The sequence below is a fragment of the Paenibacillus sp. BK720 genome, from assembly GCF_011761545.1.
Taxonomy (GTDB): Bacteria; Bacillota; Bacilli; order Paenibacillales; family Paenibacillaceae; genus Pristimantibacillus.
Genome location: NZ_JAASRQ010000001.1, coordinates 527,658 through 551,092 on the forward strand (window position 1 = coordinate 527,658; position 23,435 = coordinate 551,092).

The following is a 23,435-nucleotide window of genomic DNA, read 5'->3' on the forward strand; positions in this document are numbered from 1 at the left end:
AAACTGGTTTATTGTCACTTTCCTGAAGTCCGTGCCATACTGAGGGCACTTCCCAAACACGGGCCGGCAGCGATGCATGTAAGCGTGTTCAATACATTACACCGGGTGCAGGAAGCAAATCGAAAAGGGATGAAAGAGGGGTTGGATTCGAATGAAACAAAGCAGAAAAGGAAGAAAGACAGCCAGCACTCTATTAACGGCTACGCTCGTAGGCACGATGCTGCTCAGCGCATGCAGCAATAGCGGCGGCAACGAGAAAGCCAATGAATCAAAAGGAGGCGAAACGGCTTCCGGCGGCAAAGCCTCCACGCTTAAGGTTGAAGTATTCGACCGGGGCAATTCTCCTGCAGGCTCTACCATTACGAACAACTACTTGACGAAGCTTGTACAGGACAAATTCGGTACGCCGAACAACATTAACGTGCAATTCGTACCGATTCCGCGGTCGGAAGAGGTTCAGAAGCTGAACGTACTGATGGCGAGCGGCAGCGACGTTCCGGATATCGTATTTACTTACGACTCGGGCACATTCTACAGGTACGCCCAGCAAGGCGGTCTGACGGATCTTGGCGAGCTGCTTGATCAATACGGTCCTAACCTGAAAAAATTCCTTGGCGAAGAAACCCTTGCTTACGGACAATATCAAGGGAAACAGTTTGCTCTGCCGGCGAAACGCTCGCATCTTGGCAAATACTCGTCGTTTATCCGTCAGGATTGGCTCGATAAGCTGAACCTTCCGGTTCCAACAACAACCGATGAGCTTTACAATACCTTGAAAGCGTTTAAGGAAAAAGACCCGGGTCAAACCGGAGGCAAAGTCATTCCGCTTGGCATGGCGCTTGCACCGGCCCAATTCGAGCCATTGATCTGGTCCTTCATCCAGCCTGTGACGGAGGAACAGAGATACACCTTAACGCAGCAGCTTGGTTCCAATGATTATCCGGTGCTGCTGCCAGGCTTCAAGGATGCGCTGCAATTCATGAATAAGCTCTACAACGAAGGGCTTATGAGCGCCGATTTCAGTCTTGATGAGGATAAGAAGAAGCTCGGAGAGGATGCCGCAAAAGGTTTAATCGGTTTCTACAGCGAGGATGACATGAATCCTTTCTATGCGGACGGCACGTACGCAACGCTTCAGAAAAATATTCCTGACGCAAAGCTGTCGGCAATTGATGTTTATACCAACTCGGAAGGCAAGCATCCGAAACCGGAATATGCGCCAATCGGCATGTATTTAATGATTCCTAAGAGCAGCAAGAATGCGGTGGAAGCCGTTAAATATCTCGATTGGATGGCTTCGGAGAATAACTTGTTCGACATGCAGAATGGCGTCGAAGGCGAGAATTATACTCTTCAAAACGGCGTTCCCATTGTAAAAACGGATGCATCGGATGATGTGAAGAACCGCATCTACAACTGGGGCGATATGGCGATTATCTCGAACGGAAAGCAGCTTGGCGATGCAGACAAGAACGTAGAGGCTTACGTATACGGTATGCCTGAGGCTTACCAGGATGAGACACGCAAAGCGCTCAGCATCTCCAGATCCGACACAATCAAGCCTGTTCTGTTCGACCATCCGATTGAAGCGCAAGCGAAATACGGCACGGCTTTACGTGATAAGCTCAATGAAATCATTGTAAAGACAACAATGGCGAAGCCGGACCAATTCGAGAGCACTTATGAGTCCGTAATGAAGGATTACATGGCAAACGGCGGTCAAGCGATTTTGGATGAACGCACAAAAGCTTACGAGGCAATGAAATAGAGGCAGATCCTACAATATATTTGCCTGGGGACGACGAGCGAGCATAAGGCTCTCGTCTCCCGGCACATCGTAAGCGGACAGGGGTGGATGGCATTGAAAGGACTCTCGTATTTACGCAGATATTGGCAATTATATGCTCTACTGATACTACCGGTAAGTTACTTTATTATTTTCAAATACGGTCCGATGTACGGCATTCTGATCGCGTTTAAAGACTTCAACTTCTTCCAGGGCATTAACGGCAGCGAATGGATCGGCTTAGACGGATTCAGGGAAGTGTTCGCGATGCCGGACTTTTACAAGGTACTGCGCAATACGTTGATGCTTAACTTCTTGGACCTCATTGTATCGTTCCCGGCTCCACTCTTTCTGGCCATTATGCTCTATGAGCTGAAAATAGGTTGGTTCAAAAAGCTGTCGCAAACGATTTTGTATATTCCGCATTTTATTTCCTGGGTCATAATCGGCGGTATCGTATTGCAGGTATTCGGTACGCAGTCCGGCATGATTAACAACATCATTACATCGCTTGGTTTTGATGCCATTCCGTTTCTGACGGATAAGAAGGATTGGCTTATTACCTACTTGGCCGTTGGCGTCTGGCAGAGTGCCGGATGGGGTACGATTATTTACTTGGCTGCTCTTACGGGTATTAACAGGGAATTGTTCGAAGCAGCAGACGTGGATGGCGCGGGCCGTCTCAGAAAGATCTGGAACATTACGCTCCCATCGCTGAAACCTACAATCGTAACTCTCCTCATTATCAACCTGGGGCATATGATTGCAATCGGTTTTGAACGTCCTTACATTATCGGCAATACCGCGGTTCGGGATTACGCGGATGTGCTAAGCACGTTCGTATACCGTATCGGCATTGAATCCGGGCAATATACGATTGCTACCGTAGTTGGTTTATTCCAGGCTCTTGTTGGACTCGTCTTTGTACTCGGCGCGAACTATGCCTCCAAGAAATTGGCGGATCAAAGTATTTTGTAATCTATGCTATCGAAAACGGGAAAGGAGCGGTAAGACATGAGAGATCGAAACGCCAGCCGGTCATTTGACGTGATTAACACTCTTGCGATACTTCTATTCGTGCTGATATGTCTGGCTCCGTTTATTCATATAATTGCGATTTCCTTAAGCTCGTCGCGCGCTATTATGTCAGGCGATGTCAGTATTTATCCGGTGGAAATCAATTGGGGTGCTTACAAGCAGGTCATCACGGACATGTCTATGATCCGTTCACTCGGCTTTACGATTTTGCTGACGGTGCTATTCACCGTGTTGTGCATGGTGATGTCGATTGCGGCAGCGTACCCGCTGGCCAAAACCAAATTAAAAGGCCGCAAGGTTGTCATGTTTATTATCATCATCACGATGTTTTTCAGCGGCGGCATTATTCCGGAATACATGCTCGTGCGCAATCTTCACCTGCTCGACTCGATTTGGGCGCTTGTGCTGCCGGGACTAATCAGTCCGTTTTATCTGATTATTCTGATTACGTTTATTCAAAATATTCCCGATTCGCTTGAAGAATCGGCCGAGATCGACGGCAGCTCTTATTTCCGTACGTTAACGAGCATTATCGTGCCGCTGTCGATGCCGGTTATCGCTACGCTAAGCTTGTTCTATGCGGTAGGCCGTTGGAACGGCTTTACCGATACGCTGATGTACATTACAAGCCCGGAGTTGTATCCGCTCCAATTAAAGCTGTACCAGCTTGTTCAAAACAACATGGTCACCGATTTGATAGCGGCGGAGGGCGCAAGCGGACGCCAAATGCTGCAGCCGGAAAGCCTGAAGGCCGCAAGCGTTATTTTCGCAACCGTACCGATCCTGATCGTGTATCCGTGGCTGCAGCGCTATTTCGTAAACGGCGTTATGCTTGGCGCGGTAAAAGGTTAACCAAAGAGGCGGCAATCGCCGCTATGCATCTGGAGGATGAAAGACATGGGGAAGGACAAAGGACAATATTCGTTCTCAACCTGTTGGAATATTAAAAGGCATCAAACGGGCAGCGGCATGATCGAAGAGATCCGGGGGCTTGGCTTCCGGTACGTAGAGCTGAACTACAATGTGACGAGCGAGCTGCTGTCCACGATTGAACCGATGATTGAACGGGGACAAATCGGGGTGTCGAGCGTGCATAATACGTTCCCGCATGTGGCGGATCCCGATTACGGTACCGATTCGGTTCTGCTTGGCTTCGATGACGAAGAGAAGCGTCAGCGTTCGATTGAGCTGCTGCTCCGCTCTGCCGAATACGCGAATCGTTATGGCGCGAAAGCGGTTGTGGTCCATCCTGGAGAGGTGCCGTTCGACTACAATATCGATCAGGAGCTCAAAAAGATCTACAACGAGCAAGGTCCGGAATCGGCTGCGTACGTCAAGCTGTGGAGCGAAATGATTGAACGCCGGGAATCGGCAGCCGGCCATTACCTCGAGAGGATTGGAGACAGTCTCGAGGAGGTATGCGACCGGCTCGAGGCGAAAGGCTTAAACGTATCGATCGGCATCGAGACGCGCTCGCGCTGCTATCAAATGCCGACGTTAAGAGAAGCGAAGACGGTCTTTGACCGGCTGAAGGGCGCCAAGGTCGGGTTATGGTACGATTTTGGCCATGGCATGATGATGGAACGGATGGGGCTGTACGATAACGCCCGCGACATGGAAGCGATCAAGGATCATGTCGTCGGCATTCATATTCACGAGACGGTGGGGCTGTCGGATCATTGGTGCCCTTACGTACACAGCGGCGACATGCATTATTTTGACCGCTTCCTCCCGATTATCGCAGCCGCTCCCGTCAAGGTGTACGAGCTGAAAGCGGCATGCACGCCGGAAGAAATCGAGCTTAGCCATGACCGGCTGCTCGGGAAGCTTGCGGCATTCGGAGGCTAGAAGATGGATATCCGCCAACTGGCCGCATACGCTCCGCGGTTATATTTCGATAAACAGGAACCCTTTTACCCGGTGCGGGTTGGGGTTTCTGTTCTTCATCGGGGCGAGAGTTCCCCTTCCTTTCCGCGCAGGCTCGAGCATTTCGCGGGCGGAATCGATTACGTGATTGAATTCGCTATTTATTGGGATTACGATATTCAGCATCTATACGAGCTCGAGCATGTATGGATTTACGCCGATTCGAACGGCGAAGTAGCGGATGCCGAAGCGAGCTTTCACGGCAAGTATTTGAAAGCCTTGCTGCCGGACCGCTCGAACCTCGACGGAAGAACGGTAAGCCTCTACTCCCAGCCGGGCAAGCATGCTTTCTCGCCGCTGCCCGTCTTATTCGAACTGCTGCCCCATGCAAGAACGGCAACGCAGCAAGGGGCGGGTTCGGACGGCTTGACGCTGCCGGCATGGTATAAGACCAAGGGGCAATACGATGACAAGACGAATGAGCTGGTCCGCGCGTATCAGCAGAGGTATCACCGGTTTACGCCGTCCTTCGAATTTGTCCCTTACGAGCTTGCGAAGCAGGAAAGCCTGTTTGTTCCATGGAAATCGCTGTACGAGGAAATACCGGATAGGATCGAAGCGGAACTCGCAACGATCAGACATACACTTGCCGGCTTGAAGGAGCCTTTGGAAGGATGATTACGATGTACGAGAAGCTTGTAGCCGTTAATGACGACTGGGTTGCGCCAGGTTTGGATAATCAAATAAAGGACAGCCAAAGCCGCTTTTATGGCGGGGTTGCGGATCCGGACAGCGGGATTCCGTTTCCTACCCATACCGGCACGTTAGCCGTAATGGCGATTTGGGGCTGCGCGCTGGTGAATGCGGATTCCCGTTACTATCATGACGAGAAGCTGCTCGCCAGCCTGGATCGGGCGGCGGCATTTATTGTCCGCCAGCAGCATGCCGACGGCACGATCTCCCCGGGCTGGACGAATATGCATTCGCCGCCGGACACGGCGTTTGCCGTTGTTGGGCTTGCCCAGCTGTACGAGCTGCTGGACAAACACGAATGGAAGGCCTTGGAGCCCGTATGCCTAAAGATTAGGCGTTTCCTGGAGCAATCGGTTCCGGCGATACTTACCGGCGGCTGCCATACCCCTAACCACCGCTGGGTGCTGACGGCTGCGCTTGGCTTCCTTTATGCACTTACGGGCAATGAGGCTTTGATTGCCCGCGCCGAAGCATGGCTCGCGGAAGGGATGGATTGCACGGAGGACGGCGAATGGACGGAACGAAGCAACGGGATTTATAACGGCGTAAGCGACGTGATGCTCTTCCACACCGCCGAGCTGCTTGGCCGTCCCGAGCTGCTGGAGCCGGTTCGCCGCAATCTGCGGATGATGGCTTACCTGATTCATCCGGACGGGGAAGTCGTAACCGACTATTCCGGCCGGCAGGATTTTGGCCATAAATACGATATGTCCGGCTATTTGTTCGTAGCCTGCCTGATGGCCGAATACGACAAGGATCCGTTATTCGCCGCGCTTGCCAAGCTGGGCGCCGAGTCGTCCACCCATCCGGGCGCGATTCCCAACAACGCTTTGCTGGGCTTCTTGCTGCATCCGGAGCTGCGCAGTCCCTCCGTTGAGGCAGGCCGGTTGCCGGAGTCCTACAAGGTTGTTATTAACGGAAAGTTCGACAGGAACCATTATTTAGGCCGGATGGACGCCGCCGGACACGGCGGGAAAATTTATCACAGCCGGCTTCATCCGGAATTTGGCGCACCGGTTGCCCGGCAGCGGGATGGGCGGACCAGCGTGACGGTAATGGCGGAGACGAATTCCTTCTTTGCGCTTCGCCATGGCAAAGCTAAGCTGCTTGGCGTGCAGGTAAGCAGCTCGTTTGAGCCGGGCTTTATCAAGATGAACGAGCTGGATCAGGCGGAGAATGGCTACAGGCTCAGCGGTTCGGAAACGAAGGGCTATTACGGTCCGATTGCCGCTGACAAACTGCCCGGATCGGCTGCAGAACAGGTAAGCCCTTGGTATCTGCTGCCGCATCAGCTGCGCGAGGTCACGCATCTTCAGCAGCATCAGGTGGAGGTGGAGCTGACTGAAACCGTTGAAGGCTGGCGACTGCGCGTAAGCTGCGGCAAGCCGGATGTGCTGTTGACCCAGATTTCCTTTATTTTCGGGAAAGACGGAGAGCTTAGCGGGGGAGATCGGACGCCTGCGGAGACGGGAACCGAATTTTGGAAAGAGGGCATCGTAACGTTCATGGCCGGCGAAGACTGGATTCAGCTGGACGGAGGCGCCCATGAGCATCGGATGAAGTCGATTCGCGGAGCAGCCTACCCGGCTGACTGCCAGACGCTTGTGGTGAATGTGCTGACGCCGTACGACCGGACCTTTGATATTCGGCTGTCGTCTTCAAATGATGGGGGGAGAAACGGACAATGACCGTGTATATAGAGCCTCGGGATAGTGCCAGATCTGCGTTTGGCGATGAAGAGCACCGCATTTTGGAGCTATTGGCTAGCCGTTATGTCGGCGCAAATCCGCCAATCCCGTTTGCGTATCGCCCCTTCTCGAAGCAAGGCATTCTGCAAAATGAAGAAGGCTTGTACGACATGGAGCTTGGCTCCAGATGGCCGGATGCGGTAACCGGCGATTACGCTTACGTCTACGGGCTTGTATGGAGCGACAATGAACGCTCGATCGATTGCAATCTGGAGCCGATCGGCCCCATTCGGCTATACATGAACGATCAACTGCTGTTCCGGACTTCCGCCGTGGAGGAAATGAAGCCGGATGCCCGCGTCGTAGTTCCGATGCTGCTGACGCAAGGCTGGAACCGGATTCTAGTCGAGGCGAGACGGACCCCTGCGGGCTTTGGCTGCCGGTTTGGGGCGGATGAGGCGAAGGTGCGCATTCTGAACGTGCTTGCTCCATTCGCGGGACGGGACGGAAGCGCCGGATGGGTGTTCTCCGAACCGGTAAAGAAAGCATTGTACGGGGAGACAGGATTCCCTAACGAACGCTTGCCGGAGGAAGAGACCGGCATCCGCTGGCTTCCCCGCACGAAGTGGCAGGAGGATGAAGCTTCGAAGCCGAACCTGGAGCGCCTCTTCGGTACTCCGGAGACAACCGTGGCCGGCTGCGGCTGGACCAAGCTTCCGTTGCTGCCGGGAACCGATTCGCTCGTGCTTGAAGGACGGGTATTGGGACCGGCGTCGGTATGGCTGGACGGCCAGCTGGTACTAAGCTTGACTGAAGCGGGAGTGTTTCGCGAAAGTCTTAAGCCGGATACCGGTAACGGTGATCTGATAATTCGCACGGAAAGCGGAGAGCAAGGCTGGGGCTTTGAGCTGAAGGCTTCCTCGGACGGCAAGCCGATGGCTCTTCGGCAGCCCGTACACATTCATGGCTATGACGGAGAATGGATCTATGCCGGTCCAATCGCGGCAAATGCGGAGCTGGACCCTTCGGCGGTTGGCCGTTTGTCGGCTCTGCTGCCTGCCGTTCGACTAGACGGTCAGGATGCGGGCCGCTCGTATTGGGAGCTGGATATGCCTAAGACCCGGCTGCGTCCTTATTATGAAAATGCGATGCTGAGCAATAAATGGACGGTTGGCACGGCTACCAATTACGGGCGGTGGGACTATCCGCTTGGCGTTACGATGTACGGCTTGCTGCGAACGGCCCGCGAATTGAACCGGGAGGACTGGTCCCGTTATGCCCTGTCGCATATCCGCACCTGTACGGATATGTACGATTATTCCTTATGGGACCGGGAAGAGTACGGATTCCCGAGCGTTAATCATCAGCTGGTGCTGATGAAGATGCTGGACAATTGCGGCTCGTTTGGCTCGGCGATGCTGGAAGCCTGCCTTCAGGAAGGAGACGGCGTGTTCCGCCGCATTGCGGACTCCATCGTTGACTTTATGCTGAAGCGTTTGGAGCGGAGAGAAGACGGAGCGTTCTTCCGGCTGAGCGAAGGAGAATACTTCGACAACACCATGTGGGCGGACGATCTCTATATGAGCGCGCCGTTCCTGACCCGTTACGCCGTTATAACCGGCGACAAGGAAGTGCTGAACGAAGCTGCCCGGCAGTTTTTGCTGTTCCGCCGTTACCTGTTTATAGAAGAAGAACGGATTATGTCGCATGTCTATGATTTCAAATACGGCCAGGCAACCCGAGTGCCTTGGGGACGAGGCAACGGATGGGTGCTGTTCTCGCTGTCCGAGCTGCTTGAACGTCTGCCGGAGGATCATTCGGACCGCGAAGCGCTGCTGGACTTCTTCAAGGCGATGTGTTCCGGAGTAGCCGAATTGCAGAGCGGCTCGGGCCTTTGGAGACAAGTGCTGAACGAGCCCGAAGCGTACGAGGAGGCTTCTTGTACCGCGATGTTCGCTTATGCCTTCTCCCGAGGCGTCCGTTTCGGCTGGCTGGATAACGGGGACCGCGATTACGCGGCCGCAGCGAGGAAAGCCTGGAAAGGTCTGACCGAGAATGCGATCGACCGCGGAGGTAATGTCCATGGCGTATGCAGCGGCTCGCGATACTCCTTTTCGCCGGATTACTATATGCACGACCTGCGCACGGTCGTTAACGACAATCATGGCATCGGCATTATGATGCTTGCCGGAGTTGAGGTAAGCAGGCTTAACCGCGCAGGAAGCGTTGTCTAACGGGGGCGTGCGGCTTCGCAAGGAGGGGATTACGGTTGTTTGCAATTAAGCTTGGGGCGGCGTTAGCCCTAGGTCTGCTCATCGGCGTGGACCGTCAGCTTCGTCATAAGCCGCTTGGCATTAAGACAAGCATGGTCATCTCGGTAGCCAGCTGCCTCATTACGATGGTGTCCATTGAAGCGGCCTCCAGGCTTGCCCATCCGGGGATGACCAACATGGATCCGATGCGACTCGCCGCGCAAATCGTAAGCGGGGTTGGCTTTATCGGGGCCGGTGTTATTCTGCGGCGGAACAACGATGTCATCTCCGGCCTGACCACAGCCGCGATGGTGTGGTCCGCTTCGGCGCTGGGCATCGCGGCGGGAGCGGGCTTTTACAAGGAAGCTTTCACGGCAGCCGGCATTATCATTCTTGCCGTTAACCTCGTGCCCCTTGCCGTTCGGGCGCTTGGCCCTTCCAAGCTGCGGGAGCGCGACGTATCGGTCTGCCTGATCTTCGACCGCTCGGCCGAGCTGGACGGGATGCTGGCAAGCATCCGCTCGGATCATCAGATCAAGCATACAACGATCAAGGATATCGGGGAGGGCCGGCTGCAAATCCGGCTTGTCCTGTCATCCGGAGAGCCGTATCCGACGACTTCGATCTATGAGGAAATGCGCCGGTTTAAAAACGTTCTATCGGTTGAAGTGGAAAACTTGAGCTCTTAAAAAAGCAATTTTCAAATATTCCAGATAAACGTTGAAAGCGCTCTCCTTAACGCGCATAATGGACTTAACTATGTTTCGCGCGATTGGAGACCGTCAATGATGAAAGCAACCATATACGATGTAGCTAAAGAAGCCGGCGTATCCATTGCCACTGTATCCCTTGTCATTAACGGCAAAGGGAAAATCAGCGAGGAGCGCCGGGAAGAGATCCGGCAAATCATGCTGCGCATGGGTTACAAGCCAAGCATGATCGCATCCGCGCTGACCGGTAAAAAAACGTATGCGTTAGGTTTGCTTGTGCCGGATATCTCTAATCCTTTTTTCGCTGAGATCGCAAGGGCGGTTGAGGATGAAGGGCAGCGGCACGGCTACAGCGTCTTTATATGCAGCACGGACAACAAGGACGAGAAGGTGGAGCATTATGCCGCGCTGCTGCAGCAGAAAAACGTCGACGGCGTTATTATCAGTACCGGCTTGAAGGAGCTGTCCGCATTAAATCCGCTGCTTCAGGGAGGAGTTCCGGTTGCTTTGCTGGCAAGGGAGTTTCCTTCCGTCGAGGTTCCGACGGTAGTCGTGGACGATTACGCGGGAGGGGCTGCGGCAGCCGGGCATCTGATCTCGCTTGGGCATACCCGGCTTGCCGTTCTGGCCGAGCAGGGCTCGATCAGCAGCAGCCGGGAGCGGGTGCGGGGATTCAGGCAGACCGCCGAAGCGGCGGGGCTTATGCTCGATCCGTTATTCGTCGTCAGCTGCGGCCATAAGGACGGCAAGGACCGGGCATGGGAGCTGCTTCAGATGAAGGACCGTCCGACCGCGATTTTCTGCTGCAACGATCTCCTGGCCATTGGCGCGCTCCGCGCCGCCAAGGAGCTGGGACTGCGGATTCCGCAGGACTGCTCGATTGTCGGGTTTGACGATACGGTGCTTGCCTCCGTCACGGATCCTCCGCTGACAACGGTCGCCCAGCCGATTGAACAGATGGGGCAAAGAGCGGTGCAGCTGCTTGTCCGCCAGATCAGTCAGCCGGGAGAAGAGAGCGAACGGATCGTGCTTTCTCCCACGCTGTCTATCCGGCAGTCCGCTGCCGTGCCTGACCATGCTTCGCTCCACGATCGTCTCCGCGAAAAAAACTCATCCTGATGGTTCAGCTTGTCTCTAAGGCTCGTAGTCCGGAAACGTTTCGGACTGCGGGCTTCGTGCCGCCCGTCTGCAGCTGGTATACTAAAGGGAGTAAGGAATTAAACATACACTTAGCGGGCAAGAGGAGGATATTATGAGTATTGTACGGTTCGGCATTGTGGGCGGCGGCTGGCGCAGCGAGTTTTTTCTGCGCATTGCACAAGCGCTGCCCGAACGGTTTGATATTGCAGGCGTGGTTGTGAGGGATGAGGAGAAGGGCAAAGCATTCGAGCAAGCATGGGGCGTGCCGACCTTCCGCACGGCTGCCGCGATGCTGGATGCGGTTTCTCTTGCGTTTGTTGTCGTCAGCGTGCCGCGGAAGGTTGCTCCGGACGTGATGCTGGAATTGACGGCTCGCGATGTTGCGGTATTATGCGAAACGCCGCCAGCCGAGCAGCTGGAGGATCTCATCGCTTTATACCGGCAGGTGGGCGGCAAGGGACGGATTCAGGTTGCCGAGCAATACGCGTTTCAGCCGAATCACGCCGGGAGGCTGGCCATCGTGCGCTCCGGCAAGCTTGGCCAGGTGACGCAGGCGCAAGTGTCGGCCGCGCATGATTACCACGGCATCAGCCTGATGCGCCGTTATCTCGGCATTGGCTTCGAGAACGCAAGCATTCGCGCAGCGAATTTCGCTTCGCCGATTATCGAAGGGCCGGGACGTTCCGGTGCGCCCGCGGAGAGCCGCATCGTTCAATCGCAGCAGGTTATGGCCTCCTTCGATTTTGGCGGCAAATACGGCGTTTACGATTTTACGGGCGACCAGTATTTCTCCTGGATCCGCTCGCCGCGCCTGCTTGTGAGGGGCGAACGCGGTGAAATCAACAACTTTGACGTCCGTTATTTGCTTGATCATTTAACGCCGGTCCATCTGCAGTTGACCCGTCAGCAGGCGGGATTGGACGGCAATTTGGAAGGCTATTATTTGAAGAGCCTTCACTTAGGCGAACAGATCGTCTATAAGAATGACACGGCGCCGGCGCGTCTGACCGACGACGAGATTGCGGTGACGGCATGCCTCGAGAAGATGGGCGTATACGCTGCCGGAGGCGAAGCTTTCTACAGCCTGGCGGAAGCCTGCCAGGATCATTATCTGGCGCTTATGATGAAGCAATCCGTGCAGACGGGCGAAACGGTCACGACGGAAACCCAATGCTGGGCGGAGAATAATTAAGAAAAACTTTAGATTTGCCCTGCTTAATTTTTAAACTATGAGTCTTATTCTGATTAAGTCAACGCAGGTGGCGATTGGCTTAACGGAAGGGCAGGGAAGTATATGATGAAATACACGAGAGGCAGCATCCTATCGGTTCTTTTCTTATTCTATCTTTATATTTTGCTTAAGGTGATTCTGTTTAAGTTCGGCTCGGTTAATATAGCGTTTCTATGGCAAAAGCTTCACTGGACGTTAGAATATCCGGAATACATGCGGTACGGCCTGGAGCGGGCTAATTTTACCCCTTTCAAATCGATCGCGCAAAATCTTCACGGTCTGTCGTACCGTCACGAGCAGGTCAATCTGTTTGGCAATATCGCGATATTTCTGCCCTGCGGAATTCTTGTCGGATTATGGACGAAGCATGACTCCATATCTTTCCTTGGCGCAGCGACGCTTTCGTTTGGCCTAAGCCTGGCCCTGGAATGCTCGCAGCTACTATTGGCCATGGGCAGCTTTGATGTCGACGACCTTATTCTGAATGGCTTTGGCGGACTTCTCGGATGGTGGATCCTGTTTGTCGTACGCAGAGAAAGAGCCCTGGCGCAAGTTTAGCTTGCGCGAGGGCTTTTCGTTATAGTCTGTTGCAATAGTTTAAGGTTGTTGTCCTGTGTGGCTGGATGTATCGACACTGTCCAGACTGCCCTGGTACCGCCGTCAATCGTTGTGAAAGAAACAAGCAGTGGACTGTCACTGCTTGTTTTTTATTGCAAACATCTTATCAAATTGATAGAAATCTGATCGTTGTTACATTTCTCCCTTTTTGCCCTGCGATTAGAATGAAGGTGTAGCTAAGGAGGGGGACACACATGATAGCTAAGATGTATAAATACCGCTGGCAGTACTTGATGATTTTGCCCGCGGTTGTGCTGTTGTTTCTATTCAACTATATTCCGATGCTGGGCATTCAGATCGCGTTCAAGAACTTCTCCATCGGCACTTCGATTTGGGACAGCAGCTGGGTTGGTTTTGACAATTTCTCATTCGTGCATGAGCCGCAATTTTGGAAGGTGGTCCAGAACACCCTTTATATTTCGGTATTGAAATTCGTCTTTGGTTTCCCGCTGCCGATTATCCTTGCTCTTATGATTAATGAGGTGGCGCATCCTTTCTTCAAAAAGTTCGTCCAGTCGGTCAGCTATCTTCCGCATTTCTTCTCATGGATTGTCGTGGCTTATATTCTGCAATCGTTCCTGACATTGGACGGCGGGCTGGTTAATGACCTTATTGGACGTGTAGGCGGCGAGCCGATCTTCTTCCTTGGTTCCAATGAATGGTTCCGGCCGATGATCGTATCCAGCGGCTTGTGGAAAGAGGTGGGCTGGAACACTATTCTCTATCTGGCAGCGATTTCCACGATTGATCCGCAGCTTTATGAGGCAGCAAAGGTTGAAGGGGCAGGGAAATTTGCGCAGATTCGGCATATTACGTTTCCGGGCATTTTGCCAACAATCTCCATCGTGCTTATTCTGAGTATTCCAAGCTTGATTACAGTGGGGATGGATCAAATTTATCCGATGATGAACTCAGCGAACCAGGAAGTTGCCGATGTTCTCGATACGTATGTGCTTCGCAACGGGCTTCAACAGGGGTATTTTGGAATGGCAACCGCAGTTGGCCTCGTCTCGTCGATCATTAGTCTGCTGCTTGTCGTGACAACAAACTCATTCTCCAAGAAAATCAACGGCGAGGGGCTGTGGTGACAGATGAAGGCAACGGGGCTTGAACGGGTCGGGCAATGGATTATCCTAATCCTGCTCTTACTCATGTGCGTTTCCATTATATATCCCTTTGTGTATATGCTGGCTATCTCGCTTAATACCGGAGCAGATGCAGCAAAAGGCGGCGTGTATCTCTGGCCGAGGTCATTTACGTGGATCAACTATGAAATCGTGCTTGGGAATCAGGTCATCCGCCATGCTTATCTGATCACGATTGCAAGAACGTTTATTGGCACTATTGGCGGGCTTGCCATTACCCTGGCAGCTGCTTACGGATTATCATATAAACGCCTTCCGTTCAGAAACGGCATACTGACTTATATTCTCTTAACGATGCTATTCAGCGGAGGCTTGATTCCTTTCTATATACAATTGTTTAAGCTCGGATTAACCAATACGTTTTGGGTGTTTATCATCCCGGGTCTCTTCTCGGCGTGGAACATGTTCGTTATGCAAAAGTTTATACATGGCATTCCTGAAGCATTGTTCGAATCCGCCGAATTGGACGGTGCCGGCCCCGTTCGGATCCTGATTCAGATTATCGTGCCGCTGTCGAAGCCCATGCTTGCCGCTCTAGGACTATTTACGGCTGTCGGCCATTGGAATGACTGGTTCTCGGGCGCCTTTTATGTAACGAGCCAGAATTTAATCCCGGTCCAAACCTTTCTGCAGCAGCTGCTGACAGCACAAGACTTATCTGCGATCATGAGCTCTAATCAAAATCAGGAAGTACTGGCACGGAGTTCAATGGATAATATTACGCTGATGTCGGTCAAAATGGCTACGGTTATGATCAGTGCTCTTCCGATTCTCGCCATTTATCCATTCCTGCAGAAATACTTTGCCAAAGGCGTTTTGATCGGATCGGTCAAAGGCTGATTGAAACGAGCTTCGCCAAGGATGGCGATAGCCCTTTCACCTTCGGGTATAATTGATCTACCATATACCATTGGAAAGACTAGACTCGCATAAATAGGGGAGGAAAAAGCATGAAATTGAAAAGAAGCGGTATCGTTGCTCTAACCCTGGCAGCTACGGTAGGTATAGCGGCCGGATGCTCCGGAAACAGCCATACAGAACCGAATAATGCAGCAGCTAGTTCAACGAATACAAATACGAAGGACAGCGGAGGCAAGTTCAAGCTGTGGCTGGGCTGGACGGCAACGGTTAACAATGACAGCCTGGTGCAGCAATACTGGAGAACAGAAGAGCCGGGCGTTGACGTTCAGCTTGAAGCGACGCAAGGCGACGCGCTGACAGCGCTTAACCTCAAGCTTAATACAGGCGGCTTTGATGACGCGGCGATCTTCAACCGCAGCCAGGTGATTGACGATGCGATGAAGCGTTCAAATCTGCTAATGCCTCTTGAGCAATATTTTAACATGCCTGATAAGTATCCAAGTCTGGCTGCTATTCCGAAGGAATATTTGGAGCAGATGAAGGATGCTGATGGTCATATCTGGTCGCTTCCTAGCTGGTTCGACAGTAATCCTTCCGAGCCATGGCCGGGCTGGTCTTCCAGTGCCTGGTTTATCCGGACGGACGTTCTGGAGAAGGTGGGTATGACGGAGAATGATCTGACTACCCTTGATGGCGTAGAATCGTATCTGAAGAAAGCGGCAGAGCTTAAGGATGAGTCGGGCAAAAACCTGCTGCCGCTTGGTATTCTTACGGATAAAAACGATGAGAATGCGGTTCTGGCCGCTTTTGGCGTAACGGTTGCATCGGCTGGCGGGGTTACTCCGGTGAAACAAGATGGCGGCAACTTTATCTTTATGTACGATAATCCGGGATTCAAGGCTGCTTACAAGTGGATGAACGGTTTGTATCGTGATAAGCTCATTGATCCTGAGGCTTTGACGGATAAGAGTGAAAGATATGTTGAAAAGAACAAAAACGGCCGTTATGCAATGAACATCGGAAGCTTCTGGAATTTTGACTCATCTTTATGGGAGCAGCTGGATGGCCCGACAGGACCGGGCTGGTTCTACAAACCGATTCCTTTCCCGAAAATTGAAGGCGTAAACGTACTGGGCACTACGCAAGTGATTAATCCTTATCCAGGCTTCGATACGTATATTAGCAAAAATACGAAAAACCTGGATGCGATTCTTAAATTCTATGATTATACCTTAACGCAGAAGCCGGAGCAGAACATGGTCGTCAATGAGGGTCCGGTAGGGAAATATTGGGGATGGGTGGATCAGCCTTACGGCAAGTGGGCATTTACGGACGAGAACTACAAAGCACTGCGCAACTCGGGTGATCAGGCCAAGAAAGCGCAAGTGACGCCGGAGCTCTATATGACTTCGAACTACAGCAATGAATGGTATGCTTGGTGGACTAACGAAAATGTTCATGCCGGCGGTGTGAAGACAGGAGAGTTCTCTCAAGAGATTGCCAAAATGGGAGCTACTCGCGTTGCGGAAAATTATGATATGGTTAAAGCAAAAGCAGGCGGCGCTTGGGAAAAATACGCACCTGAATTAACTACCGTATATAAAGAGTACCGCGCCAAGCTTCTTATGGCGAAGGATGACGCGCAATTCGAGAAAGCATGGACGGAGTTCGCTTCCGCGCTTGAGAAACGCGGACATTGGAGCGAGCTGAAGACAGAATGGAAAGAGTTATACCAAGCAATGAGCAATAAATAAAGAGATAAACGCATATCGAGGAGCAGCCCCTTTACCGGGGATGCTCCCTTTGCAGTTTCCTGGCAGATAACGATACCGGGCAAAGAATGGGAGAAATGCCTGATGCGACGCTGGATTGAGAGAAATACGATCCGATTGACCCGCAGGATGAGTCTGCGCGGCAAAATTGTCTTGCTCTATGGACTGATCGTAGTTATACCTACCATTATTCTGGGAGTTGGAGCGGGTTATCTGGCTCTTCAGAACGTCAGGGACAATTATATCGTCACGATTAATGAAGCGGTTCGTCAGACGACGCAGAGCGTTGAATTCCGCAAGCAAAGCTATGATCTTCTTGCGAACCGGACGGGGACCGACGGAGAGCTTATTTCCAGGCTAAGCCGAACCTATACGAGCTTTACGGAACAGCTGGAATCGGTGAATTATATTGACCGCTCCTTTCAGGTGATGAGCCGCTATTTGCCGGGTATTGAAAACTTTCGGATTTATCATGACAATCCAACGCTTACGGAAGATGGAGGACTGTTATGGAAACCGTCTGGCAGACTGTTAAATCATACCGACGAGAAATCCTGGTATGATAGCGTGATGGCTTCGCCCATCGCATTGCAATGGTCCGATGCACCGGGGGAACATGCACAGCTTGCTGTCTCCAGAAAAATTACGAACGCTACCGGCTATACCTATGGTGCCATCTATATGCTTCTCGACTATAACAGCGTATTTGGCGAACTAATGGACCGTCCTTTCAAAGGCTCGGGAAGCCTGTTTTTATTAGACGAGAATGACCGGATTATTGCGGCTTCAGACCGTTCATTGATAGGCAAGCCCGTTGGAGAGACAGCCTTATCCAAGCTTTGGACGAGCGTGAAAGAAGATGCGAGCCGAACGAATAACGGCGAATACTTCACGGTTCGTCACATCAATGGCGAATGGAAGGTGGCCGCTCTTATCCAGATGCGTCAAATGGAGAAGCAGTCTGCGTTTATTGTCTACAGTATTGTTGCTATAACTGTCTTTTTCCTGTTCTTCTCTCTGTTTCTTGTGAGGATTGTACTGAAAAACATTGTTTTTCGTATTCGTAAGCTTGGTCACCGGATGAGCGATATCGCCGAGGGTGATTTTGATGTATCTGTCCAAAGCAAAAGCACGGATGAGCTTGGGGATCTCGAGCTTATGTTTAACCAAATGGCGGGTAAGCTCGGTTCGGTGATAGAAATGCTGAGCAGCGCCAAATTGGAAGAGAAGGAATCTTCCTTCCGGGCGCTTCAAGCACAGATTAATCCGCATTTTATCTATAATTCGCTTAGTCTGCTGCAATGGCGTGCTCTAGATCAAGGCGATCACACTCAGGTTGAGACCATTGAAGCCTTAACAACTTTTTACCGGTTCGCCCTTGATAATACCTCTAACGTGACGTTGATTCATAATGAGCTGGAACATGTAAAAGCTTATCTGGATATTCAACAGCTGCGCTATCCGGAACGCGTCCGTATAGAATGGGATATCGACGAGGATGTACCGGAGTTGTACTCAATCAAGCTGATTTTGCAGCCGATTGTAGAAAATGCCTATATACACGGGAAGATCTTTACCCGGCCTCATGCTTATATTGTCATTCGTGTAAAACGTTTTAATAATCAGGTTCGATACGAAGTAATGGACAATGGCACCGGGATGGATTCCAAAACGCTGGAACGGATTCAAAATGGAGAAAAAGCTGGAAAAGGGAATGGGTTTGGGCTAAGAAATATTAGAGAACGCCTTCATTTGTACTTTGGCGAAGCAGGCAAATTGCACGTTGAGAGCAGCCCCGACACGGGAACTCTCATTAGAATTACAATGCCTGTTTATACCCATAAGCCGCATATTCAACGGGAGGGATAATCTTGCTGCAAGCACTTATTGTAGATGACGAGCCGTCAAATGTTTATGGATTGGTCAGGCATATCCCTTGGGCTAAGCTTGGTTATACAAACCCGCTTACAGCGGAGTCAGGCGAGGAAGCTGTCCCTATACTGGAAGCTAGTCCGATTGATGTGCTGATAACCGATGTCTCTATGCCCGGCATGAACGGCATTGAGCTTGCGGCGGAAGCCAAACGGGTATATCCCGATATTCAAATTCTAGTCATCAGCGGTTACAACGAATTTGAATTTGCTCAGGAAGCGATTGAAGTTGGGGCAAAGGGATACGTGCTTAAACCTCTCAAATTATCCGAAATCGAACGCAAGCTGTCTGCATTCCGGCAGACGATTGAAAGGATAACCCAGATTAATGAACAGACCGTAAAGCTTAAGGAAATCGTAACGGATAGCCAGGAGATGCTCAAGGACACGTTTATTTTCGATCTGCTGGAGGAAGAGGCGATGGAGGAGGAGACTTTGCACTCCTGGTGCCAACTACTTCATCTGCCCCAGAGGCCGACGGATGGTATACAACTGATTACAGCTGTTCTCGACAACTACGCCGATTCTTCCGTCAGTGCGCACAACAGGCTTATGGTTGGTTCGGCCCTTCAACAATCGACGTCTATAGCGTTAAGGGAGCTGGGCGATGTTCTGGTTTCAAAAATTAGGCCGGATCAGCTTGTAGCAATTCTTGTTAGTCCGCCGATTGATAAACGAAGCTATATAAGCAAACAAATCAATTTCGTTCAGGAATATATGCACAATAGCTATGGTGTATCGGTTACCGTTGGGATCAGCCGATGGGGCAGCGAATGGCAGGAAATGAACCAGCTCTTCAGGGAAGTGAAATTTACGATCGCCGATGCCCGGCATAGCGGGAGCGGGCAGCTCGTTTATGTAGGAAATGCGGAGAGAAAAGCATTTGAGGACTTTCGAATGCATGAGAATATGCTGCCCGAGTTGCTAATGCTGGCTGAAAGTGACGATCCGATATTATTGATTGATAAGGTTGAACAGTCCTTTAAGGATTTGGAGCGAAGAGAGCATACCTTCGCTTATATCCAATCGCTTAGCATCAGTTTGCTTGGCGAGCTGTCTTTAAAAGTATGGCAAGACTCGGAAGAGATTAATTTCCTGAACAAGCGCGCTTGGCATCGACTTCTGGACTGCAAAACAATCGATGCGACGAAGGATATTGTCATCGATTATATTCGTTCGGCTGTTTTGTTTGCGAGAAAAGAACGGTCACTCCAACAGCATCATCTGATTAGCCGCATCGTGTCCCATATGGAAGACCAGCTGCCGGTCAGCATAACCGTGAAACAGCTCGCTGACAAGTTTCATCTTAGCGCAGGCCATCTAAGCGTGTTATTCAAGAAAGAAACAGGACAGACGATCTCCGACTTTGTGAAAAACCTGAGAATGAAAAAAGCGAAGGAAATGCTGCAGGATCCTACCATAAAAATATACGAAGTAGCAGAACGGATAGGGTTTCAAACGCCTGCTTATTTTACGTATCAATTCAAGAAAAACGAAGGCTGCACGCCGCAGGAGTATCGCGACCGTTACTATTCATAATAGATGGATCCCTCCACAATATTAACGTCCATACAGCTTTCGGTAGGTCTCCGGCGTCATGCCTTCCCGTCGGCGAAAGGTGGAGACGAAATGGCTCGCGTCGCGAAAGCCTACCGCCTCCCCGATGCGGCGCACTGTCCAGTCCGGCCGGGAAGGAAGCCATTCCTTCGCTTTCCGGATCCGAAGCTGAATGAGATACGAGTAGGCCGTTTGGCCAAACAGCTCGCGGAATCTTTCGTTCAGCTGTCTCTCGCCGATTCCAAGCTGCGCGGCCATGTCCGCCAATCCGATCTCCGGGTTGGCAAAATGCTGCTCCAGCCAGGACAGCAGCACCTGAATCCGCTCCAGCCGTTTGGACATGGACGGTCGGTTATCCGTGCGGGCATTGGTCCGAAGGAGCGTCAGGAATTGGTATAAATCGGCCGATGACTGCCACCCGGATGGATCGCTTCCGGCTTCGGCAAAGGCGAGCATGCGGAATAACTGATCGCTAATCCGGTCGTTGCCGGCTTCCCACTGGAAGCGTTCGGCATTTCCCCAGCCGATGGCTTGCACGATACTGGCGGCCATCCCTCCGCGAAACGTGATATAACCCGTCTGCCAACAGCCGTTTCTGGCCTCGTACCGGTGCGGCGTGCCCGGGGCAAGAAGGACGCCGGAGCGCTCATTCATTTTCCAGGTTTGACCGCTGACCGTTAATTCGCCTTCCCCTTCCTGCGTCTGGAGCCAGTGGAAATACGGATAGCCTTCCGGTCTGTCCAAGGTTTCCTGGTCGGGGTTCAAGCCAATCGTTTCGAGCTGCAGGGGCAGCTGCTCCGAAGGGAAGGCGGGAACAACTCGTCGCATCATAAGAACCTCCCTATTTTTATATGTGAAATCGTTAATTTTATATGGGTTACAGAAATATTAGGGCTTACAATAGAAAAAGATATTGCAGTTTTATCATATACAATGAGGTGTGACAAGATGATAAATGCGAAAAAACCGAAGATCTGGTACGGCGGTGACTATAATCCGGATCAATGGGAGAAGGAAGTCTGGGACGAGGATTTACGGATGTTCAAGCTTGCCGGAATCGATGTGGCGACGCTTAACGTATTCGCCTGGGCAAAAAACCAGCCTGACGAGGATACCTACGATTTCGGCTGGCTCGACGAAATGATGGACAAGCTTCATGCGGACGGCGTTGGCGTCTGTCTGGCAACAAGCACGGCGGCGCATCCCGCGTGGATGGCCCGTAAATATCCGGATGTGCTGCAAGTCGATTTCAACGGCAACAAACGCAAGTTTGGCGGACGCCATAACTCCTGCCCGAACAGCCCGACATTCCGGAAGTATTCGGTGCGCATGGCCGAGAAGCTCGCCGAACGGTACAAAGATCATCCGGCCCTGCTTATCTGGCATATCAACAATGAATACGGCGGAGCGGGCAACTGCTATTGCGATAATTGCGAAGCGGCATTCCGCGTATGGCTCAAGGATCGTTACGGAACGATTGAACAAGTGAACAAAGCATGGAATACGGCGTTCTGGGGTCATATTTTCTATGATTTTGAGGATATCGTTCTGCCGAGCGGCCGCAGCGAGGAATGGTACGGCGCCAACGGCCGGACGGAGACAAACTTCCAAGGTCTGTCGCTTGATTACATGCGTTTCCATTCGGACAGCCTGCTCGAGTGCTACAAGCTGGAGTACGAAGCGGTCAAGAAGGTTACGCCGGATATTCCGGTTACAACGAACCTGATGGGCGCTTTCAAAAAGCTGGATTATCATAAATGGGCGAAGCATATGGACGTTGTATCCTGGGATAACTACCCTCGCTTCGATACGCCGCACAGCTATACCGGCATGATGCATGATCTGATGCGCGGCCTGAAGGAAGGCCAGCCGTTTATGCTGATGGAGCAGACGCCAAGCCAGCAGAACTGGCAGCCGTACAACTCGCTGAAGCGCCCGGGCGTTATGCGCTTATGGAGCTACCAGGCCGTTGCCCGCGGAGCGGATACGGTCCTGTTCTTCCAGCTGCGCCGTTCCGTCGGCGCCTGCGAGAAATATCACGGCGCGGTTATCGAGCATGCCGGCCACGAGCATACCCGCGTATTCCGCGAATGCGCGGAGCTTGGCGCAGAGCTTGGGAAGCTGGGAGATGCTTTGCTGGATGCGAGAGTGAAAGCAAAGGTCGCTATCCTGTTCGATTGGGAAAACTGGTGGGCCATTGAAATGTCCAGCGGTCCGTCCATTGCTCTTAAATACGTGAATGAAGCGCATAAATTCTATGATGCTTTGTACCGTGCCGGCATTGCGGCGGACGTGGTCAGCGTGGAAGCGGACCTCAGCGGCTACGACCTGGTGATTGCGCCAGTCATGTACATGGTGAAGGATGGCGTGGCGGAGAAGCTGGAAGCTTATACGGCTGCCGGCGGCGCGGTCATTACAACCTACTTCAGCGGTATCGTAAACGAGACCGACCTGGTAACGTTGGGCGGTTACCCGGGCAAGCTGCGTAACTTATTCGGCATCTGGGCGGAAGAGATTGATGCCCTGCTTCCTTCGCAGCGCAACCGGATTGTTCTGTCCGATGGCACGCTTGGCTCGCAGGCGGAATACGAGTGCGGCATGCTCTGCGATCTGATTCATTCGGAAGGCGCCGAAGTAAAGGCCGTATACGGGGATGATTTCTACCGCGGCATGCCTGCTCTGACGGTTAACAAGTTTGGCGAAGGCGAAGCCTGGTACCTGGCGACAAGCCCGGAAGAAGCCTTCCTGCGGGACTGGCTGCCTCGGCTATGCGCTTCCCGCGGCATCAAGCCGCTTGTCTCCGGCACGCCGGAAGGCGTGGAGACAACGGTCCGCTCCAAAGACGGCCAGGATTATCTGTTTGTGCTTAATCACAATGCGGATGCCGTTACGGTTGCGCTTGGAGAGCAGACCGGGACCGATCTGCTTACGGGCGCCAGCGTCCAAGGCGGCGCAACGGAGCTTAAAGGCTATGACGTGCGGATCATTAAGCTTAATCAAGCGTAGTGTAGGGGCATAGCAGCTCCGGTTCAAAAATAAGCCAGCCGCTCTTTATACGGCTGGCTTATTTTTATAGTGAAAATTCAA

The 23,435-nt window shown here is 52.1% G+C and carries 18 protein-coding genes; 17 read left to right on the forward strand and 1 reads right to left on the reverse strand.

The genetic code is table 11. From position 1 onward, the window contains the following. Window positions 1–151 precede the first annotated feature (151 nt). The 16 genes from FHT67_RS02285 (at window position 152) to FHT67_RS02360 (ending at window position 20,330) form a co-directional block, all read left to right on the forward strand. Entirely contained in the window at window positions 152–1,768 is a 1,617-nt protein-coding gene (locus tag FHT67_RS02285) for an extracellular solute-binding protein (protein ID WP_167195272.1), read from the forward strand. A 93-nt stretch (window positions 1,769–1,861) separates the two neighbouring features. Continuing rightward, window positions 1,862–2,764 carry an ABC transporter permease gene (locus FHT67_RS02290; protein ID WP_132305242.1) on the forward strand — a complete coding sequence of 301 codons (903 nt, stop codon included), beginning with the start codon at window positions 1,862–1,864 and terminating at the stop codon, window positions 2,762–2,764. 36 nt (window positions 2,765–2,800) lie between these two features. Next, on the forward strand, window positions 2,801–3,676 hold the full coding sequence (locus FHT67_RS02295) for a carbohydrate ABC transporter permease (protein ID WP_167195275.1): 876 nt from the start codon (window positions 2,801–2,803) through the stop codon (window positions 3,674–3,676). A gap of 45 nt (window positions 3,677–3,721) precedes the next feature. Further along, complete coding sequence (locus FHT67_RS02300) at window positions 3,722–4,672, forward strand: sugar phosphate isomerase/epimerase family protein (protein WP_132303519.1); 951 nt, start codon at window positions 3,722–3,724, stop codon at window positions 4,670–4,672. Window positions 4,673–4,675: 3 nt separating this feature from the next. Further along, window positions 4,676–5,368: a hypothetical protein gene (locus FHT67_RS02305; protein WP_167195277.1), complete on the forward strand. Its 693-nt coding sequence runs from the start codon at window positions 4,676–4,678 to the stop codon at window positions 5,366–5,368. Continuing rightward, entirely contained in the window at window positions 5,365–7,131 is a 1,767-nt protein-coding gene (locus FHT67_RS02310) for a prenyltransferase/squalene oxidase repeat-containing protein (RefSeq protein ID WP_243866872.1), read from the forward strand. The genes FHT67_RS02305 and FHT67_RS02310 overlap by 4 nt, the downstream gene beginning before the upstream one ends. Then, complete coding sequence (locus FHT67_RS02315) at window positions 7,128–9,365, forward strand: glycoside hydrolase family 88/105 protein (RefSeq protein ID WP_167195281.1); 2,238 nt, start codon at window positions 7,128–7,130, stop codon at window positions 9,363–9,365. Before FHT67_RS02310 ends, FHT67_RS02315 begins: the two co-directional genes overlap by 4 nt. Window positions 9,366–9,400: 35 nt before the next feature. Beyond that, entirely contained in the window at window positions 9,401–10,072 is a 672-nt protein-coding gene (locus FHT67_RS02320; RefSeq protein WP_167195284.1) for an MgtC/SapB family protein, read from the forward strand. A gap of 99 nt (window positions 10,073–10,171) precedes the next feature. Further along, on the forward strand, window positions 10,172–11,212 hold the full coding sequence (locus FHT67_RS02325; protein ID WP_167196814.1) for a LacI family DNA-binding transcriptional regulator: 1,041 nt from the start codon (window positions 10,172–10,174) through the stop codon (window positions 11,210–11,212). 133 nt (window positions 11,213–11,345) lie between these two features. Continuing rightward, a complete protein-coding gene (locus tag FHT67_RS02330; protein WP_167195287.1) occupies window positions 11,346–12,425 on the forward strand; it encodes a Gfo/Idh/MocA family protein in 1,080 nt (359 codons plus the stop codon). 105 nt (window positions 12,426–12,530) lie between these two features. Next, the gene (locus FHT67_RS02335) at window positions 12,531–13,022 is read left to right on the forward strand and encodes a VanZ family protein (protein ID WP_243866875.1); all 492 of its coding nucleotides are present in this window, start codon (window positions 12,531–12,533) and stop codon (window positions 13,020–13,022) included. 254 nt (window positions 13,023–13,276) lie between these two features. Further along, window positions 13,277–14,170, forward strand: a complete 894-nt coding sequence (locus tag FHT67_RS02340) for an ABC transporter permease (protein WP_132303535.1) — start codon at window positions 13,277–13,279, stop codon at window positions 14,168–14,170. Between the two features lie 3 nt (window positions 14,171–14,173). Next, the gene (locus FHT67_RS02345) at window positions 14,174–15,067 is read left to right on the forward strand and encodes a carbohydrate ABC transporter permease (RefSeq protein ID WP_167195293.1); all 894 of its coding nucleotides are present in this window, start codon (window positions 14,174–14,176) and stop codon (window positions 15,065–15,067) included. A gap of 110 nt (window positions 15,068–15,177) precedes the next feature. Then, window positions 15,178–16,842, forward strand: a complete 1,665-nt coding sequence (locus FHT67_RS02350) for a type 2 periplasmic-binding domain-containing protein (RefSeq protein ID WP_167195296.1) — start codon at window positions 15,178–15,180, stop codon at window positions 16,840–16,842. Window positions 16,843–16,944: 102 nt separating this feature from the next. Continuing rightward, the gene (locus FHT67_RS02355; RefSeq protein WP_132303539.1) at window positions 16,945–18,729 is read left to right on the forward strand and encodes a cache domain-containing sensor histidine kinase; all 1,785 of its coding nucleotides are present in this window, start codon (window positions 16,945–16,947) and stop codon (window positions 18,727–18,729) included. 2 nt (window positions 18,730–18,731) lie between these two features. Then, window positions 18,732–20,330 (forward strand): response regulator transcription factor, encoded by a 1,599-nt coding sequence (locus tag FHT67_RS02360; protein WP_167195299.1) that lies wholly within the window; start codon window positions 18,732–18,734, stop codon window positions 20,328–20,330. A gap of 21 nt (window positions 20,331–20,351) precedes the next feature. Here FHT67_RS02360 and FHT67_RS02365 read toward each other — a convergent pair whose 3' ends face one another. Continuing rightward, complete coding sequence (locus FHT67_RS02365; RefSeq protein ID WP_167195302.1) at window positions 20,352–21,179, reverse strand: AraC family transcriptional regulator; 828 nt, start codon at window positions 21,177–21,179, stop codon at window positions 20,352–20,354. A gap of 117 nt (window positions 21,180–21,296) precedes the next feature. Between FHT67_RS02365 and FHT67_RS02370 the strand changes: the two genes are divergently transcribed. Next, window positions 21,297–23,354 (forward strand): beta-galactosidase, encoded by a 2,058-nt coding sequence (locus tag FHT67_RS02370; RefSeq protein ID WP_167195305.1) that lies wholly within the window; start codon window positions 21,297–21,299, stop codon window positions 23,352–23,354. The last annotated feature ends 81 nt before the right edge of the window (window positions 23,355–23,435 follow it).

Bases quoted from the DNA above. Each gene is read 5' to 3' on its own strand.
- FHT67_RS02335 (WP_243866875.1), top strand. From the start codon at position 12,531: ATGAAATACACGAGAGGCAGCATCCTATCGGTTCTTTTCTTATTCTAT.
- FHT67_RS02305 (WP_167195277.1), top strand. From the start codon at position 4,676: ATGGATATCCGCCAACTGGCCGCATACGCTCCGCGGTTATATTTCGAT.
- FHT67_RS02345 (WP_167195293.1), top strand. From the start codon at position 14,174: ATGAAGGCAACGGGGCTTGAACGGGTCGGGCAATGGATTATCCTAATC.
- FHT67_RS02310 (WP_243866872.1), top strand. From the start codon at position 5,365: ATGATTACGATGTACGAGAAGCTTGTAGCCGTTAATGACGACTGGGTT.
- FHT67_RS02330 (WP_167195287.1), top strand. From the start codon at position 11,346: ATGAGTATTGTACGGTTCGGCATTGTGGGCGGCGGCTGGCGCAGCGAG.
- FHT67_RS02355 (WP_132303539.1), top strand. From the start codon at position 16,945: ATGCGACGCTGGATTGAGAGAAATACGATCCGATTGACCCGCAGGATG.
- FHT67_RS02350 (WP_167195296.1), top strand. From the start codon at position 15,178: ATGAAATTGAAAAGAAGCGGTATCGTTGCTCTAACCCTGGCAGCTACG.
- FHT67_RS02295 (WP_167195275.1), top strand. From the start codon at position 2,801: ATGAGAGATCGAAACGCCAGCCGGTCATTTGACGTGATTAACACTCTT.
- FHT67_RS02340 (WP_132303535.1), top strand. From the start codon at position 13,277: ATGATAGCTAAGATGTATAAATACCGCTGGCAGTACTTGATGATTTTG.
- FHT67_RS02370 (WP_167195305.1), top strand. From the start codon at position 21,297: ATGATAAATGCGAAAAAACCGAAGATCTGGTACGGCGGTGACTATAAT.
- FHT67_RS02365 (WP_167195302.1), bottom strand. From the start codon at position 21,179: ATGATGCGACGAGTTGTTCCCGCCTTCCCTTCGGAGCAGCTGCCCCTG.
- FHT67_RS02325 (WP_167196814.1), top strand. From the start codon at position 10,172: ATGAAAGCAACCATATACGATGTAGCTAAAGAAGCCGGCGTATCCATT.
- FHT67_RS02315 (WP_167195281.1), top strand. From the start codon at position 7,128: ATGACCGTGTATATAGAGCCTCGGGATAGTGCCAGATCTGCGTTTGGC.
- FHT67_RS02300 (WP_132303519.1), top strand. From the start codon at position 3,722: ATGGGGAAGGACAAAGGACAATATTCGTTCTCAACCTGTTGGAATATT.
- FHT67_RS02285 (WP_167195272.1), top strand. From the start codon at position 152: ATGAAACAAAGCAGAAAAGGAAGAAAGACAGCCAGCACTCTATTAACG.